We start from the raw sequence: 16389 nt of genomic DNA on the forward strand, positions 1-16389 counted from the left end.
GCTATCGGGCGAATCGCCCTCCCCGCCCGTCCCGGCCCGTCGCAAGCGCTGGGGCCGGTTCTTTCCGCCGGCGCGGAAAACCGTTTGCATTCGACCACGCCGCGACGCGAACCTTTCACGGTTTGCTGCCGGCCCCGGCCACGGCTGCCGGAATCCGTCGCACTCTCCACCGCCTGACACGAGCCACTGGGACGTCATGCAGATCCAAGACCTTCCGTATCCCGATCCGGGTGTGCCCGACGCACGCTCAGGTCCCCGATTCCTGTGGTGGCTCGGGCGGAATCAGCTCGGCGGACAGTTCAAGGCCCTGGCCTGGGGTCTGCTGCACTTCCTGGCCGTGTCCGCGCTGCCGTTCTGCGTCGGCCTCGCCGTCCAGTCCGTCGTCGACCGCTCCGGCACCCGGCTGGCCCTGACGGGAGGGCTGATGGCGGTGTGCGGCGTGTGCATCGCCCTGGGCGAACTCATGCTGCACCGCACGGCGGTCACCAACTGGATCACCGCGGCAGCGCGCGTCCAGCAACTGCTGGCGCGCAGAACCGCGCTGCTGGGCTCCGCCCTGACCCGGCGCGTCGCGGCGGGCGAGGTGGTCGCCGTCTCCACCGGCGACGTCGAGAAGATCGGCTGGTTCGTGGAGGCCGTGTCCCGCTTCACGGCGGCCGCGGTGACGGTCGTGGTGGTCTGTGTGGCACTGACGCTCTACCAGCCGGCCCTTGGTGTGATCGTCGCCGTGGGCGTACCGGTGCTGGCCTTGGCCGTGCTGCCGCTGCTGCCCCGTGCCACCCGGCGCGCCGACTTCCAGCGGGAGAAGGCGGGCCGGGCCACCGAGCTGGCCTCCGACACCGTGGCGGGCCTGCGGGTGCTGCGCGGAATCGGCGGCGAGGAGCTCTTCCTCGACCGCTACCGCCGCGCCTCCCAGGAGGTCCGCCGGGCCGCCGTGCGCAGCGCGCGCATGTGGTCGCTCATCTCGGCGATCCAGGTGCTTCTGCCCGGTCTGCTCATGATCGCCGTCGTCTGGCGCGGCGTACAACTGGCCAGGGACGGCGGGATCGAGGTCGGCGAACTCGTCACGGTGTACAGCGCCGTCATGCTGCTCACCTACCCCTTGCGCCATTTCGAGGAGATCGCCATGGCGTACTCCTTCTCACGCCCGTCGGCCAGGCGAGCGGCACGGGTGCTGTCCCTCGAACGGGCCATGGACAGCGGCGGTTCGCTCGCCGCGCAGGTCCCGAGGGGCGATCTGTACGACCCGGTGACCGGCCTGCTCGCTCCCGCGGGCCGCTTCACCGCCGTGGTGTGCGGTGACCCGGACGCGGCGGGCCTGCTGGCCGAGCGGCTCGGCGGCCATGCCTCCGAACCGGACGAGGAGAGGCCCGACGGCGGACCGAGAACCGCGTCGGTGGTCCTCGGGGGCGTACCGCTGGACGAGCTGCCTCTGGAGTGCGCCCGCACCGCCGTCCTCGTCCAGGACAAGGACCCGGTGCTGCTGTCCGGCTCCCTGAGCGAACTGCTCGACGTGCCCGCGTCGGGTCTCGTGAGCGCCGGGGCTGCCCTGTCCGCGGCGCAGTGCGGCGACGTCCTGGAAGCGCTCGCCCAGGGTTCGCTCGGCACGGAGGATCCGATGGACGCGCGCGTCACCGAGCGCGGGCGGTCCCTGTCCGGGGGCCAGCGCCAGCGTCTCGCGCTGGCCCGGTCCCTGATCACGGACCCCGAGGTGCTCGTCCTGGACGAGCCCACGTCCGCGGTCGACTCGCACACCGAGGCCCGGATCGCCGACGGGGTCCGTACCCTGCGCGCCGGGCGCACGACCGTGGTCCTCACCTCCTCACCGCTGCTGCTGGACCACGCCGACCGGGTCGTCCTGGTCCATGACGGCGAGGTCGTCGCGGTCGGCGTGCACCGCGAACTGGTGCGGAGCGAGCCGCGGTACCGGGCCGTGGTGACCCGGGAGACCGAGGAGGAGGCCGCCGGAGAACTCGCCGGCCGGGCCGCTCTCGGCGAGGTGACCGCGGACGACGAGGCCGTTTTTGACGGCGTACTGAAAGAGATCGAGGAGAAGGCATGATCGGCGTGGCGCCACCGGCGTACGACCCGGCCGCCCCGACGACGGCGAACACGCTGCCCGTCGGCGCGCCCGCGACCGTACGCGCCTACGTCACCGAGTTGTTCCGGCGGCACCGCAGGGCCTTCCTGCTCCTGGTCGCCGTCAACACGGTGGCCGTCGTGGCCTCGATGGCTGGCCCCTATCTGCTGGGCGCGGTCGTCGAACGGGTCTCGGACCACGCCCGCGACCTCCATCTGGGGGCCACCGCCGCCCTCTTCGTCGTCGCGCTGCTCGTCCAGGCCGTGTTCGTCCGGCAGGTGCGGCTGCGTGGTGCGATGCTCGGCGAACGGATGCTGGCGGATCTGCGTGAGGACTTCCTCGTCCGGTCCGTCGGTCTGCCGCCCGGCGTCCTGGAACGGGCCGGGACGGGCGACCTGCTGTCCCGCATCACCACCGACATCGACCGGCTCGGGAATGCGATGCGCGAAGCCGTCCCCCAGCTGGCCATCGGTGTGGTGTGGGCGGCGCTCCTGCTCGGCGGTCTCGCCGTGACCGCCCCGGTGCTCGCTCCCGCCGTCCTGGTCGCCGTGCCGGTGCTGGTGATCGGCTGCCGCTGGTACTTCAAGCGGGCTCCTGCCGCCTACCGCTCGGAGGCGGCCGGCTACGCCGCCGTCGCCGCCGTCCTCGCCGAGACGGTCGACGCCGGACGCACCGTCGAGGCACACCGGCTGGGCACCGGCCGCATCGAGCTGTCGGACCGCAGGATCCGGGAGTGGACGGCGTGGGAGCGCTACACGCTCTGGCTGCGGTCGGTGCTCTTCCCGGTCGTCAACATCACCCATGTGACCGTGCTCTGCTCCGTCCTCATGATCGGCGGATGGCTCGCCCTCCAGGGGTGGATCGGGGTGGGCCAGCTGACGACGGGCGCGCTGATCGCCCAGATGCTCGTGGACCCGGTCGGACTGATCCTGCGCTGGTACGACGAGCTTCAGGTGGCGCAGGTCTCGCTGGCACGCCTGGTCGGCGTCCGCGACATCGAGCCGGACGCGGGCGATCCCGCCGTGGCCCCGGAGGGGCGCGACGTCCACGCCGACGGAGTGCACTTCGGCTACCGGGAGGGTGTGGACGTGCTGCGGGAGGTCTCCCTGGAGGTTCCGCCCGGCACCCGGCTCGCCCTGGTCGGCCCGTCCGGTGCGGGCAAGTCCACGCTGGGCAGGCTGCTCGCCGGAATCTACGCGCCCCGGGACGGCCGGATCACGCTCGGCGGCGCTGAGCTGTCCCGTATGCCCGCGGAGGAGGTCCGGGCGCATGTGGCCCTGGTCAACCAGGAGCACCATGTGTTCGTGGGCTCCCTCCGCGACAACCTGCTGCTCGCCGTTCCGCGCTCCCGTCGGCACCAGGACGAGAAGCAGGAGCAGGATCAGCGTCAGGACGAGAAGCTGGAAGGGGCCCCGGCTCCCGGTCCGGCACCGAAGGAGGGCGCAGTCGCCGCCTCCGTCGACGCCGAACTGTGGGCTGCTCTCGGCGCGGTCGACGCGGCCGGATGGGTACGGGTGCTGGACGACGGTCTGGACACCGAGGTCGGCTCGGGCGGGTTCGCGCTCACTCCGGCCCAGGCCCAGCAGATCGCGCTGGCCCGGCTGGTCCTCGCCGACCCGCACACCCTGGTCCTGGACGAAGCCACCTCGCTCCTGGACCCACGGGCCGCCCGGCATCTGGAACGCTCGCTGGCCCGCGTTCTCGACGGCCGCACCGTCATCGCGATCGCCCATCGCCTCCACACGGCCCATGACGCGGACGTGATCGCCGTCGTCGAGAACGGCCGCATCAGCGAACTCGGCAGCCACGATCAACTGGTCGCGGCCGACGGGGCGTACGCGGCGCTGTGGAGGTCGTGGCACGGGTGAGCGGGCCGGCCGATCCGGGTGCCCGCCGGGGGCACCGGCCACCGCGTACGGACCGGGTACCCGGCGGGCCGGCGTGCCCGTCACGTGTCTCGCCACCTGTCCCGCCGAGGGCCGGGCGGGCGGGACATCGGTCCTCGCGGAACTGCTGGTCGGCCCCTGTGGCGTTGCGCGGTGCCGAAGGGGGGTGGAAGGCTGGTTGTGGGCACCCGCTCGGGGGACTCCCGGGAACCAACCGGTTCGCGGGGAGCGACGCCTGTGTCCTCGGGCCCGCGCGCCCGCCGTCGAACACGGTGACCGCGGCCCCGACCGCATCCCCTGGAGGTACCCGTGGACAGCGCCGACGGATGGGGAGACGACGTCTACCAGCCCGACGGATCCGAGGTACAGGACGACGCGGGGCTGCTCGACGCCGAGGACACACTGATCACGGACGGTGTCAGTGACCCCCTGGACCGCGGCTGGTCCCCGCCGGAGCGGCCCTGGGCGGTGGAGCACCGCGGAGTGACCGCCTCGGAACGCAGTGCGGGCGAGACCCTGGACCAGCGCCTCGCCGACGAGCTGCCCGACATCGCCGGATCCGACGGGGACGGCATCGGCGACTGCGAGGGCACCGACGGAGAGCCCCTCGACAACGAGGTGGGCGCCCTCCGCTCCGGCCGTCTGGTGGCCCCGAACGAAGGCGCGCACGAGGACGAGGAGAGCGGGCTCATCGCCACGGACATCGGCATCGACGGCGCCGCGGCCTCGGCGGAGGAAGCCGCGATGCACATCGTCGACGAGGACGCCGTGTCCGGCTGACCGACCCACGTCCCGCGCCTGCCCCAAGGAGTTGCCATGCAGCAGGACAAGCAGCCCGACTACCGCCCCGTGGTGTTCCGCGACCGGTCCGCCGGCTACGCCTTCCTCACGCGGTCCACCGCGACGAGCGACCGGACCATCGACTGGGACGACGGCGAGACCTACCCGGTCGTGGACGTCGAGATCTCCTCGGAGAGCCACCCGTTCTACACGGGCAAGGCCCGCACGGTGGATTCGGAGGGCCGCATCGCCCAGTTCGAGCGACGCTTCGGAGGCGGGGAGCCGGGGCCCGGCGCAGGCGAGGGCGGCTGAGCGCGACAGCCGCCCCGTGTCGGGCGCCGAACGCCCCGCCGCCCGGGCCGGGCCCCTGGGAGGCGCAGGACTCAGATGAAGTTCAGCGCGGCCGCGCAGCCCACGGCGCCCAGCAGCATGAACACCGGCGTCAGCACCTTGAGCTCGACCCAGCTGCCCGCGCGAAAGCGCATCATCTTGGGCGGGCCTATCGGGTACCAGCGCTTGCGGCCGATCGGGATGGGCCACAGGATCGGGCAGCCCGACACCGTGAGCGCGTCCCCGATGTCGTGCACCAGGGCGCCGAGGATGACCGGCAGACCGAGCCAGAGGTACTCCTGGCCCGGCGCGGTGAACAGCCAGTCCGAGCCGTTGCCCGGCTTGTCCAGGGTCTGCGCGAGGATCCAGGAGGTCGTCGCGGCGAGCAGCCAGACCAGGACGTTGCTGCTCGAACCGCGGGCGGCGCGCCACAGCAGACCCTCGATGGCGAGCACCATGTGCACGAAGAGGATGCCGAGGACCGCCCAGCGACCGCAGGTGATCGCCAGGACCGCCGTGCCCGATCCGACCGCCACCGCCCACACCCAGGTGTGCGTCAGTGTGCGGTGTCCGCCGTTGCGCCGGGGGTCGCCCGGCTTCCTGGTGCTCTTGTAGGCGGCGTAGGAGAGCTTGTCGACGATCTCGCACAGCCTTCGCGACACCGGTCCGAAGGCGTTCGAGATGGTGGCGGCGTGGTGGTCCAGATCCGGGGCGAGAGCGGCACCCGCGCAGATCAGGGCGCCGACGAGCAGGACCGGCCAGGGCATGGTGTGGCCGGTCGCGGCGGCAGCCGCTCCGACGCCCAGCCAGGCCGTGGCCCCCGACAGTGAGTGTGCTGGTCCCATCATGGCCGTTCCCCGCCCCATTTCTCTTGTAACGCTGTCCAGTTGCCCGTGCACGCCGACGCGTCACCGGCGCCACAGCGTAGCGGTCGTGATCTTTCCCCGAACATCCGATTCCCCCATCACGTGTATCGACAGGCAAGATGGGGGCGTGACCCTCATCGATCAGCTGCCGCAGACCACAGACCCCGACGCCCTCTACGAAGCCTTCGAGTCGTGGGCCGGGGAGCGCGGTCTCACGCTGTACCCCCATCAGGAGGAGGCGCTGATCGAGGTGGTCTCGGGGGCGAACGTGATCGTCTCGACGCCCACCGGCTCGGGCAAGAGCATGATCGCCGCGGGTGCGCACTTCGCCGCGCTCGCCAAGGACCAGGTCACCTTCTACACGGCACCGATCAAGGCGCTCGTCTCGGAGAAGTTCTTCGAGCTGTGCAAGATGTTCGGCACCGAGAACGTCGGCATGCTCACCGGCGACGCCTCCGTGAACGCCGACGCTCCGGTGATCTGCTGCACCGCCGAGGTCCTCGCGTCCATCGCGCTGCGGGACGGCAAGCACGCCGACGTCGGCCAGGTCGTCATGGACGAGTTCCACTTCTACGCCGAGGGCGACCGCGGCTGGGCCTGGCAGATCCCGATCCTGGAACTTCCGCAGGCTCAGTTCATCCTGATGTCGGCGACGCTCGGTGACGTCGCCATGTTCGAGAAGGACCTCACGCGCCGCACCGGCCGCCCGACGGCTGTGGTCCGTTCGGCGACCCGGCCCGTCCCGCTCTCCTACGAGTACGTGCTCACCCCGCTCACGGAGACGCTCACCGAACTGCTCGCCACGAAGCAGGCCCCGGTCTACATCGTGCACTTCACCCAGGCGCAGGCCGTGGAGCGGGCGCAGGCGCTGATGAGCATCAACATGTGCACGCGTGAGGAGAAGGACCAGATCGCCGAGCTCATCGGCAACTTCCGGTTCACCACCAAGTTCGGCCAGAACCTGTCCCGTTACGTCCGTCATGGGATCGGGGTGCACCACGCCGGCATGCTGCCCAAGTACCGGCGGCTCGTGGAGAAGCTGGCCCAGGCCGGTCTCCTGAAGGTCATCTGCGGCACGGACACCCTCGGTGTCGGCGTCAACGTCCCCATCCGCACGGTGCTGTTCACCGCGCTGACGAAGTACGACGGGACCCGGGTGCGTACGCTGCGCGCCCGTGAGTTCCACCAGATCGCCGGCCGGGCCGGGCGCGCGGGCTTCGACACGGCGGGCTACGTCGTCGCTCAGGCGCCCGAGCACGTCATCGAGAACGAGAAGTCGCTCGCCAAGGCGGGCGACGACCCGAAGAAGCGCCGCAAGGTGGTCCGCAAGAAGGCTCCCGAGGGCTTCGTCGGCTGGACGGACAGCACCTTCGAGAAGCTGATCTCCTCCGATCCCGAGCCGCTGACCTCGCGCTTCCGCGTGACGCACACGATGCTGCTCTCGGTGATCGCACGGCCGGGCAACGCCTTCGACGCGATGCGGCATCTGCTGGAGGACAACCACGAGCCGCGCAAGCAGCAGTTGCGGCACATCCGCCGGGCCATCGCGATCTACCGCTCGCTCCTGGACGGCGGCATCGTGGAGAAGCTCGACGAGCCCGACCCGACCGGCCGCATCGTACGGCTGACGGTCGACCTCCAGCAGGACTTCGCGCTCAACCAGCCCCTGTCGACGTTCGCTCTCGCCGCCTTCGACCTGCTGGACCCCGAGTCCCCGTCGTACGCCCTGGACATGGTGTCCGTCGTGGAGTCCACGCTCGACGAACCGCGGCAGATCCTCGCGGCTCAGCAGAACAAGGCCCGTGGCGAGGCCGTGGCCGCGATGAAGTCCGACGGCATCGAGTACGAGGAGCGCATGGAGCGCCTCCAGGAGGTGTCGTACCCCAAGCCGCTGGAGGAGCTGCTCTTCCACGCGTACAACACCTACCGCAAGAGCCATCCGTGGGTCGGCGACCACCCGCTGTCGCCGAAGTCCGTCATCCGTGACATGTACGAACGGGCCATGTCCTTCACGGAGTTCGTCTCCTTCTACGAGCTCGCCCGCACCGAGGGCATCGTCCTGCGCTACCTGGCCAGTGCCTACAAGGCGTTGGAGCACACCGTCCCGGACGACCTCAAGTCCGAGGACCTGGAGGACCTGATCGCCTGGCTGGGCGAGATGGTGCGACAGGTCGACTCCAGCCTTCTCGACGAGTGGGAGCAGCTCGCCAACCCCGAGGTGATGACGGCCGAGGAGGCCCAGGAGAAGGCCGACCAGGTCAAGCCCGTCACCGCGAACGCACGCGCCTTCCGTGTCCTGGTCCGCAACGCGATGTTCCGCAGGGTCGAGCTGGCTGCGCTGGACCACGTCGACGAACTCGGCGAGTTGGACGGCGAGTCCGGCTGGGACGCCGACGCGTGGGGCGAGGCGATGGACAAGTACTGGGACGAGTACGAGGACCTCGGCACCGGCCCCGACGCCCGCGGGCCCAAGCTCCTCTCGATCGTGGAGGAGCCGCAGAACGGTCTGTGGCGCGTCCGCCAGACCTTCGCGGACCCGAACGGCGATCACGACTGGGGCATCAGCGCGGAGGTCGACCTCACGGCCTCGGACGCCGAGGGCCGTGCCATCGTCAAGGTCACCGACGTCGGCCAGCTGTGAGCACAGGAGAATCCCACCGATGACGAACCCGGCCGAAAGGCTCGTCGACCTGCTCGACCTGGAGCAGATCGAGGTCAACATCTTTCGCGGGCGCAGCCCGCAGGAGTCGCTCCAGCGGGTCTTCGGCGGCCAGGTGGCGGGCCAGGCGCTGGTCGCCGCCGGCCGCACCACGGAGGGCGACCGGCCGGTGCACTCGCTGCACGCGTACTTCCTGCGTCCTGGCCGGCCGGGCGTGCCGATCGTGTACCAGGTCGAACGGGTTCGGGACGGGCGGTCGTTCACCACACGCCGTGTCACCGCGGTGCAGCAGGGCCGCACGATCTTCAATCTGACCGCCTCCTTTCACAAGCCGGAGCAAGGGAGCTTCGAGCACCAACTGCCGCCGGCCCGTGAGGTACCGGACCCTGAGTCCCTGCCGACGGTGACGCAGGAGATCAAGGAGCATCTGGGAGCTCTGCCGGAAACGCTGGAGCGCATGGCGCGACGCCAGCCGTTCGACATCCGCTATGTGGACCGGCTGCGCTGGACGCCCGAGGAGATCAAGGGCGCCGAGCCGCGCAGCGCCGTATGGATGCGTGCCGTCGGACCGCTGGGCGACGACCCGCTCGTGCACACCTGCGCTCTCACCTACGCCAGTGACATGACCCTCCTGGACGCTGTCCGCATCCCGGTGGAGCCGCTGTGGGGACCGCGCGGCTTCGACATGGCGTCGCTGGATCACGCCATGTGGTTCCACCGGCCGTTCCGTGCGGACGAGTGGTTCCTCTACGACCAGGAGTCGCCGATCGCGACGGGTGGCCGTGGGCTGGCCCGTGGGCGCATCTACGACCTCGAAGGACGCCTGCTGGTCTCGGTCGTGCAGGAAGGACTGTTCCGGGCGCTGTAGGCCGTGACGTCCGGGGTCCTTCCCCGCAGCCAGGTCAGCAGCCTCCGTGACCTCGCGGCCTCACGCCGCGTGATCGGGAGATCCGCGGCGACGCGTCCTCGCACAGAGTGGGTGGTACCGGCCGGTGCGGTCGGGGCCGATGACGATGGAGCGCCCGTCGGCATCCCCACTGACGAGACAAGTACGGGGGCCGGTGCCGGGAGCGGTGTGTCGTCCGCTGCCGGGCGGGGCGCCGGGCGGTCTTCCCTGGCCTCCAGAACACTCTGCCCCAGGTCCGCCCTCAGCCAGCCGATCTCGTCCGGGTCGTCCGCCGTGGTGATGCGCTCGATGACGCGGGCTCCGGGCGAGTCGGGCGCGGCCTGTGAAACGGGCGCGGGCCGGAGGCGGTTGAGATGGGCGCGCTCAGAGGGGTCCTCGACGATCTCGGACACCTGGACGGGGTCGAGCAGGGACGCCACCGCGGCGGCGCGGGCCCAGGGATCATCGGTCTGCCGCAGCAGGAACCCCAGGTGCCGGCCACGCCAGTTGCGGGGACGCAGGTCCAGACCGTCTTCCAACTGATCCCGGAGGCCTGTGGGTGTCCGACCGCTCATCAGCGGCGCGTTCTGCCGGTCGGCGGCGAACTGTTTCAGTTCCTCGGCCAGGTAGAGCCAGACGACTGCCCTGTAGCGGTTCAGGTAGACCTTGACCGGCACCACAAGTCCCAGGCGTGCGAGGCGGGTGAACCGGGTGTTCGTGACGCCCAGGAGAGCCGCGCCCTCCGTGGTGCCGACGGCCTTGACCCGCTCGCGCAGCGTCTCCGGGAAGCCGCCGTCGGCTCGCACCCGGTCGATCTCCGCACGGGTGACCCTGCGTCCCCCGCCTCCCTCGTCGGGAACCGAGCGGACACAGCCGAGGTGCAGAGCGAGGTCGAACTCGCCTCGCCTGAGCTCAAGTTCCCGTGCGGCCCGGCTGAGCGAGACGGTGGCGGACTGCGTGATGGTGGTCCCGGACATGACGGTCTCCCCTGTGGTGTGGGAGGCTCGCGCCGGTCTGCGCTCGCCTCGGGAAAAACCGTATCCGGATTGCCGGACATCGTGGCGAGCCTGTGGAAAACCTCGGCCGCGGCGACGTTTCAGCAGGTCAGAAGTCCGAAGCGGGCTTGCCTTCCGGGTGCCGCGCGTCCACGCGAAGGTGCTCGCCGACGCGGTTCACCAGCAACGTCATCTCGTAGGCGACCTGTCCGATGTCCGCCTCCGCCCCGCTGAGGACGGACAGACAGCTCCCCGATCCGGCCGCGGTGACGAAGAGCACCGCCTCGTCGAACTCGACCATGGTCTGCCGCACCTGCCCGGCGCCGAAATGGCGCCCGGAGCCCTTGGCCAGGCTGTGCAGTCCCGAGGACACCGCGGCGAGGTGTTCCGCGTCCTCGCGCCGAAGTCCTGCGCTCGCGCCCGTCACCAGCCCGTCGTTGGACAGCACCAGCGCGTGCCGAACGTGCTCGACGCGCTCGGTGAGGTCGTCCAGCAGCCAGCCGAGCCTCGTGTTCTGCTCCATGTTCCGGTCTCCCCGTGTGCCGTCCCCCTGGCCGGAGGATTCGACCAGCAAGCCTTCCCCACTGCCGCCGTCCCGGCAAGGCACACGGATGGCATGGCAGAGAAGATGGCCGACGAGCAGGTGCGAACCCGTCGCGCCGGAGAGGATGCCGGGCGGTCGGCCCTTGCATCGGGCAGGACTCGGGACGGCGGGCCGTCGCGCCCGACAGTGCCGACGCGGCAAGGCCACCGCCTCAGCCGACCGATTCGAGCAGCCTGGCGGTGTGCACTCTGCCCGCGTACTCGACGAGCCGGATCAGCACCTCCTTCCCGGAGTCGCGCTCGCGTGCGTCGCAGAGGACGACCGGTGTCCCCTGATCGAGGTCGAGGGCACGTGAGACGTCCTCGGCACCGTACGCGCGAGCGTCCGGGAAACGGTTGACGGCCACCACGAAGGGGATGCGACGGTTCTCGAAGTAGTCCACCGCCGGGAAGCAGTCCTCGAGCCGTCGGGTGTCGGCGAGGACGACGGCCCCCAGGGCACCGGTCGACAACTCGTCCCACAGGAACCAGAAGCGGTCCTGGCCGGGTGTTCCGAAGAGGTAGAGCGACAGGCCGGACCGGATGGTGATGCGCCCGAAGTCCATGGCCACGGTCGTGGTGGTCTTCCGGCCCACGCCGTCGGTGTCGTCGACCGGCCGGCCGGCCTCGCTCAGCAGTTCCTCGGTGCGCAGCGGCCGGATCTCGCTGACCGCGCCCACCAGGGTGGTCTTTCCGACGCCGAAGCCGCCGGCGACCAGTATCTTCAGCGCCAGGGCGGTCGGGTCGTCACCCGTGGCGTCGGAGTTCTCGGAGACCATGGATCACTTCTCTCGGGAGTGCCGGCGGCGGCCGGCATCGATGCTTCGGTACGGGTCTGCGAAGCCAGCATCATGACAACCAAGGCTCTGCCGGGCCGAGTTGGACCGCATGTTCCCGGATGCGACCGGAACGCACCCGTTCCGCGCCTGGGAGTGAGCACCCATGGCCGTGATGCCGACCGTTGTGGATCACCTAGAGCGCCCTCAGCCCCTCGATCACCTCGCGCAGGATTCGCTCGTCGGGCAGCTCCGCGGGAGGCACGGGCCGGCTGACGGTGACGCGGCCGCGTTCCACGAGATCCCCCAGGAGCACCCTGACCACTCCTACGGGGAGGCCGGTGCCCGCTGCCAGTTCGGCGACCGACAGCGTCTCGGCCCGGCACAGTTCGATCAGGCTCCGGTGCTCAGGACCGAGCGAGGTGTCCTCGTCCGCTCCCGCCGCTGTCCGGCCGAGCGTGACCAGGGCGATCAGGTCCAGACGTGTCCCGGCCGGACCGGATTTGGTGCGGCCGCCCGTCACGGCGTAGGGGCGGACGAGCGGTCCCGCCTCCTGGTCGTACCACTGGCTGTCCGGCCATGACGGGATGTCCGGCGTGTCCTCGGTCATCTGCACAGGCCTGTCCCCGGTCATCCCGCCGCGGGCGGCTGTGCGGCGACCCTGGGCGGTGCGTGGAGGTGCTCGCCGACTCGCTTGACCAGGAGCGCCATCTCATAGGCCACGAGGCCGATGTCAGCGGTGACGGCCGTCAGGACGGCGAGGCACGAGCCGTCCCCCGCCGCGGCCACGAACAGGAAGCCCTCGTCCATCTCCACCATCGTCTGGCGCACCCCTCCCGCGCCGAAGTGGCGGCCCGCCCCCTTGGCCAGGCTGTGGAATCCGGAGGCGACGGCAGCGAGGTGTTCGGCGTCCTCGCGCCGCAGGCCGGTGGAGGCTCCCACCGCCAGTCCGTCGTTCGACAGGACGACGGCGTGCCGAACTTCGGTCACCCGCAGCACCATGTCGTCCAGCAGCCAGTCGAGTTCACCGGACCGCTGGGTACCGGCCTGGCTCGGATCCTGGATCATGAGGGGTCTCCTTCGCTGCTGTCGCTGCCCGCTGCGCGGCCAGAGGTGGCGCCGATGCCGGGTGACCGGCCGCCGCCGCGTGCCCAGCCGGCCCGGTACGCGGCCATGCGGGCCCGTACGAGTTCGGGTGTGCGCTCGTCGTCTCCCGGGGAGTCCGGGGGCTCCGCCGGCTCCTCGGCACGCTGTCCTCGCAGTTGGGGGGCGAGACTCGTCTGGCGGACCCGGCGGGGAAGCCCACCGGAGCTCTCGGAGTCCTCCTGGGTGCGGTGCAGGCGAAGTGACGCGACACCCGAGGGCGCGGTCTCCGTCGTAGCGTTCGGCGCGGGTGGGGTCACCCGTGATGCGCTCGCCGGATCCGCAGCGGCCTTCGGTCGTGTCGGGACCAGCGCGGGCCGTTCGCCGACGGCCCGGACGGCGTCGTTTCCCGGAGTGACCGGCACGCGCGCGTACTCCCTTTCCAGCGGCCCGTCCGTCTCGGCCTCGGGGAGGGAACGTTCCACCGGGCCTTCGTGCAGCAGCGCCGTGGGCAGCAGCACGACCGCGGTCGTACCCCCGTAGGGCGAGGCCTGGAGGTGCACCTTGATGGCGTGCCGAGCCGAGAGTCTGCTGACCACGAAGAGGCCGAGCCGGTCGCTGTCGTAGAGGTCGAGCGCCTCGGAGCGCTCGATGCGCAGGTTGGCCTCGGCGATCCGTTCCTTCCCCATGCCCAGACCCCGGTCCTCGATCTCGATCGCATAGCCGTTCGCGACCGGTTCCCCCGTGATGCGCACTCGGGTGTGCGGGGGCGAGAACTGGGCGGCGTTCTCGACGAGTTCCGCCAGGAGATGGGTGAGGTCGGCGACCGCTCCGCCGGCCACGGCCGCCTCAGGGAATTGGCGTACCTCCACGCGCGCGTAGTCCTCGACCTCGGAGACCGCCGCCCTGACCACGTTCATGAGCGAGACGGGCCTTCGCCAGGCCCGCCCCGGCGCGGCTCCGGAGAGGATGATGAGGCTCTCCGCGTGCCGCCTCATCCGCGTGGTGAGGTGGTCGAGCCGGAACAGGTCGCTCAGCTCGTCCGGGTCCTCGGACCTGCGCTCCATGGCATCCAGGAGATTCAGCTGGCGGTGCACGAGTACCTGGCTGCGGCGGGCGAGATTGACGAAGACCCCGGAGATGCCGCCCGCCAGCTCCGCGCGCTCGACCGCGGCACGCAGGGCGGCTCGGTGGACGGTGTTCAGCGCCTGCGCCACCTGCCCGGTCTCGTCCTCCGATCGCCGCGCGGGCGGGGCCTCCTCGTCCACGTCGACCGCCTCGCCCGCGCGCAGTCTGCGCATGGCCTCGGGGAGTTTCCGGCGGGCGATGTCCAGGGCGCCGTCGCGCAGTGCCACGAGTTCGACGACGAGGTCGCGTCCGATGCGTACGGAGATGATCAGCGAGGCGATGACGGCGGCCAGGCCGAAGAGGACCGCGGCGCCGGCCGGGGTGAGCAGGGCGTGCCCGAGCGGGTCGGACGCGTCCGCGGTGCCGCGGCTCGCGTCGGCCTCGGCCGTGCGCATGCCCTCGCTCACCCGCTCGTGAGCGATGCTCCAGACGGCCTCCGGAGCGGCGTCGAGTGCCTTGGCTCCGGGGCGCGCGGCCATCACCCTGTCCTCGATGGTGCGCACGTCGTCGTACGCGCTGCCCTCCACGAGGTCGTTCCAGGCGCTCAGCCGGAGCCCGGTGAGGTCCGGGGTCGAGGCGTCCGTCAGGGTGCGGCGCGTGTCCACGGCCCCCGTGAACAGCCTCAGCCGTTCGCCGTCGAGCGTCCCGGATAGCCGGGCTCCGCCGAGCACGGCGTCCTCCTGGGCGAGCGCCTCGCCGGCCCGGGAGAACTCCAGCAGGACACGCGCGTCGGAGCCCATGGCCGCGGCGGAGATGCCGGTGAGCGCCCCGTCGACACCGAATGCCGTCGCGATGGTCCGGGTGTACTCGCCGTACGCCACTTCCCATCCGGTGCGGCGCTCCAGTACACCGGTGCGCAGCGACCGCAGCCGCCCCGCGTCCGCGACGAAGGCGGCGAGGCGTTCGGCGACCCCGCCGGGCAGGTCCGCGCCGTCGGCGACGGTGTTGTGGTCTCCCAGGCGGAGCCTCGCCACGGCACTGTCGGTGAGTCGTGAGAGATCCTTGAAGTCGCTCGGCGACACCGTGGCGGGGTCGGTCGCGTAACGGACCGCTTCCGTGCGTTCGGCCTGGAGCGCGGCGACAGCGGCGTCGACGGGGGCCCTGACCGTCGAGTCCACGCGTTGTGACTCGCGCAGCCGCGCGACGTCCTGCGCGGTGCTCACGGTGGCGTAGGCCCACAGGGCGAGCAGGGAGACGATGGGCACCATCAGCAGGCTCACGATCTTGGCCCGCACGGTACGGGGCCGGATCCGCCACCCTCCCACGCGCGTGGGTGCTTCGGGCGGGACGGTGTCGAGGAGGTCCCCGATGCCCGTGCCCTCCTCGGCCGGCGGGCCCGCGTGCGCGCGACGGCCGCGGCGCGGGGGCGGCGGCTGCGGGCCGCCTGTGGTGGTCCTTCGGGGTGTACGCATGGTCTCCTCGATCCGAGAGGTTCGGGGCGTGCCGTCGGGGCCGCGCGGCTCCGGGAGCGGCGTCAGCGGACGACGCCGTCGGCCGGGCGCCGAGCGGGCACGGACGTCTCGGTTCGGCCGGACATCGGGGACAGCGCGACGAACGCGGCGGTCAGGAAGAGGTAGGAACCGAGTCCGACGGCGAGCGGGAAGATGAACTGCATCGCCGTGGCGCCGGACAGCGCGTCGCCCGAGGGGCTGACGCGCACGCTCACGGCCATCATTCCGGTGTAGTGCATGGTGCTCACCGCGCCGCCCATGACGAGGGAGGCGACGGCGACCGCCACGGGGGACCTGATGGAGATCGCGGCCCACAGTGCGGCGGTCGCCGCGATCACGCCGATCACGACGGAGAGGGCGACGAGTGCCGGGTCGTAGCGGACCTGACCATGCAGGCGCAGCGCCGCCATGCCGAGGTAGTGCATGCTCGCGATGCCGAACCCGGCGGTGAGCCCGCCGAGGGCGAGTGAACGGCGTCGGTCACGGCCGTAGCCGACGGCGAAGAGGCCCGCGCCGACGACGGTCATGGCGACCAGCAGGCTGAAGATCGTCAGAGGCACGTCGTAGCGGATCTCGGTGCCGGTGACACCGAAGCCGAGCATCGCCACGAAGTGCATCGTCCAGATGCCCGTACCCATGGCCGAGGCCGCCGTGAGCAGCCAGTTGCGGCGCGACCGTCCGGAGGCGTCGAGGCCGCGGACCGTGCAGCGCAGCGCCAGCGCGGAGCCTGTGCAGGCCATCGCAAACGACATTACGGGGGTCAGCCAGCCGAAAGCGGCGTGGTCCAGGTGTCCCATGGCCCCGGGACGCTAGTGCGCGCTGGGGCGCACAACTGGGGCGCGTTTCGAAAGCTGTTGCAAAGTGACGAAGAGGTGCACCCGTGCGAT

At 71.2% G+C, this 16389-nt stretch carries 14 protein-coding genes; 6 read left to right on the forward strand and 8 right to left on the reverse strand.

The window, feature by feature from the left end; translation table 11 throughout:
* Positions 1 to 196 precede the first annotated feature (196 nt).
* From ACZ4AA_RS09830 to ACZ4AA_RS09845, 4 genes are all read left to right on the forward strand, one after another.
* Positions 197 to 2062 carry an ABC transporter transmembrane domain-containing protein gene (locus ACZ4AA_RS09830; protein WP_467598289.1) on the forward strand — a complete coding sequence of 622 codons (1866 nt, stop codon included), beginning with the start codon at positions 197 to 199 and terminating at the stop codon, positions 2060 to 2062.
* Positions 2059 to 3948 carry an ABC transporter ATP-binding protein gene (locus ACZ4AA_RS09835; RefSeq protein ID WP_467598292.1) on the forward strand — a complete coding sequence of 630 codons (1890 nt, stop codon included), beginning with the start codon at positions 2059 to 2061 and terminating at the stop codon, positions 3946 to 3948. The genes ACZ4AA_RS09830 and ACZ4AA_RS09835 overlap by 4 nt, the downstream gene beginning before the upstream one ends.
* A gap of 327 nt (positions 3949 to 4275) precedes the next feature.
* Entirely contained in the window at positions 4276 to 4746 is a 471-nt protein-coding gene (locus ACZ4AA_RS09840; protein ID WP_467598295.1) for a DUF5709 domain-containing protein, read from the forward strand.
* Positions 4747 to 4782: 36 nt separating this feature from the next.
* Complete coding sequence (locus ACZ4AA_RS09845; protein WP_467598298.1) at positions 4783 to 5058, forward strand: type B 50S ribosomal protein L31; 276 nt, start codon at positions 4783 to 4785, stop codon at positions 5056 to 5058.
* 71 nt (positions 5059 to 5129) lie between these two features.
* Here ACZ4AA_RS09845 and ACZ4AA_RS09850 read toward each other — a convergent pair whose 3' ends face one another.
* Positions 5130 to 5924 carry a metal-dependent hydrolase gene (locus ACZ4AA_RS09850; RefSeq protein WP_467598301.1) on the reverse strand — a complete coding sequence of 265 codons (795 nt, stop codon included), beginning with the start codon at positions 5922 to 5924 and terminating at the stop codon, positions 5130 to 5132.
* A 145-nt stretch (positions 5925 to 6069) separates the two neighbouring features.
* Between ACZ4AA_RS09850 and ACZ4AA_RS09855 the strand changes: the two genes are divergently transcribed.
* Positions 6070 to 8583, forward strand: coding sequence for a DEAD/DEAH box helicase (locus ACZ4AA_RS09855; RefSeq protein ID WP_467598305.1), 2514 nt, complete (start codon positions 6070 to 6072; stop codon positions 8581 to 8583).
* Between the two features lie 19 nt (positions 8584 to 8602).
* Complete coding sequence (locus tag ACZ4AA_RS09860) at positions 8603 to 9469, forward strand: acyl-CoA thioesterase (RefSeq protein WP_467598308.1); 867 nt, start codon at positions 8603 to 8605, stop codon at positions 9467 to 9469.
* On the opposite strand, the gene ACZ4AA_RS09865 is transcribed toward ACZ4AA_RS09860, so the two are convergent.
* From ACZ4AA_RS09865 to ACZ4AA_RS09895, 7 genes are all read right to left on the reverse strand, one after another.
* Entirely contained in the window at positions 9406 to 10464 is a 1059-nt protein-coding gene (locus ACZ4AA_RS09865; RefSeq protein ID WP_467598311.1) for a DUF6397 family protein, read from the reverse strand. The genes ACZ4AA_RS09860 and ACZ4AA_RS09865 overlap by 64 nt on opposite strands.
* A gap of 127 nt (positions 10465 to 10591) precedes the next feature.
* Positions 10592 to 11005 carry a roadblock/LC7 domain-containing protein gene (locus ACZ4AA_RS09870; RefSeq protein WP_467598314.1) on the reverse strand — a complete coding sequence of 138 codons (414 nt, stop codon included), beginning with the start codon at positions 11003 to 11005 and terminating at the stop codon, positions 10592 to 10594.
* A gap of 232 nt (positions 11006 to 11237) precedes the next feature.
* Positions 11238 to 11843 (reverse strand): GTP-binding protein, encoded by a 606-nt coding sequence (locus ACZ4AA_RS09875; protein WP_467598318.1) that lies wholly within the window; start codon positions 11841 to 11843, stop codon positions 11238 to 11240.
* Between the two features lie 193 nt (positions 11844 to 12036).
* Positions 12037 to 12450: a DUF742 domain-containing protein gene (locus tag ACZ4AA_RS09880; RefSeq protein WP_467598321.1), complete on the reverse strand. Its 414-nt coding sequence runs from the start codon at positions 12448 to 12450 to the stop codon at positions 12037 to 12039.
* Positions 12451 to 12470: 20 nt separating this feature from the next.
* Positions 12471 to 12908 carry a roadblock/LC7 domain-containing protein gene (locus tag ACZ4AA_RS09885; protein WP_467598324.1) on the reverse strand — a complete coding sequence of 146 codons (438 nt, stop codon included), beginning with the start codon at positions 12906 to 12908 and terminating at the stop codon, positions 12471 to 12473.
* A complete protein-coding gene (locus tag ACZ4AA_RS09890; RefSeq protein ID WP_467598327.1) occupies positions 12905 to 15463 on the reverse strand; it encodes a sensor histidine kinase in 2559 nt (852 codons plus the stop codon). The genes ACZ4AA_RS09885 and ACZ4AA_RS09890 overlap by 4 nt, the downstream gene beginning before the upstream one ends.
* Before the next feature lie 62 nt (positions 15464 to 15525).
* Complete coding sequence (locus tag ACZ4AA_RS09895) at positions 15526 to 16299, reverse strand: MHYT domain-containing protein (protein WP_467598330.1); 774 nt, start codon at positions 16297 to 16299, stop codon at positions 15526 to 15528.
* Positions 16300 to 16389 lie beyond the last annotated feature (90 nt).

It is taken from the genome of Streptomyces sp. NPDC024698 (assembly GCF_055559015.1).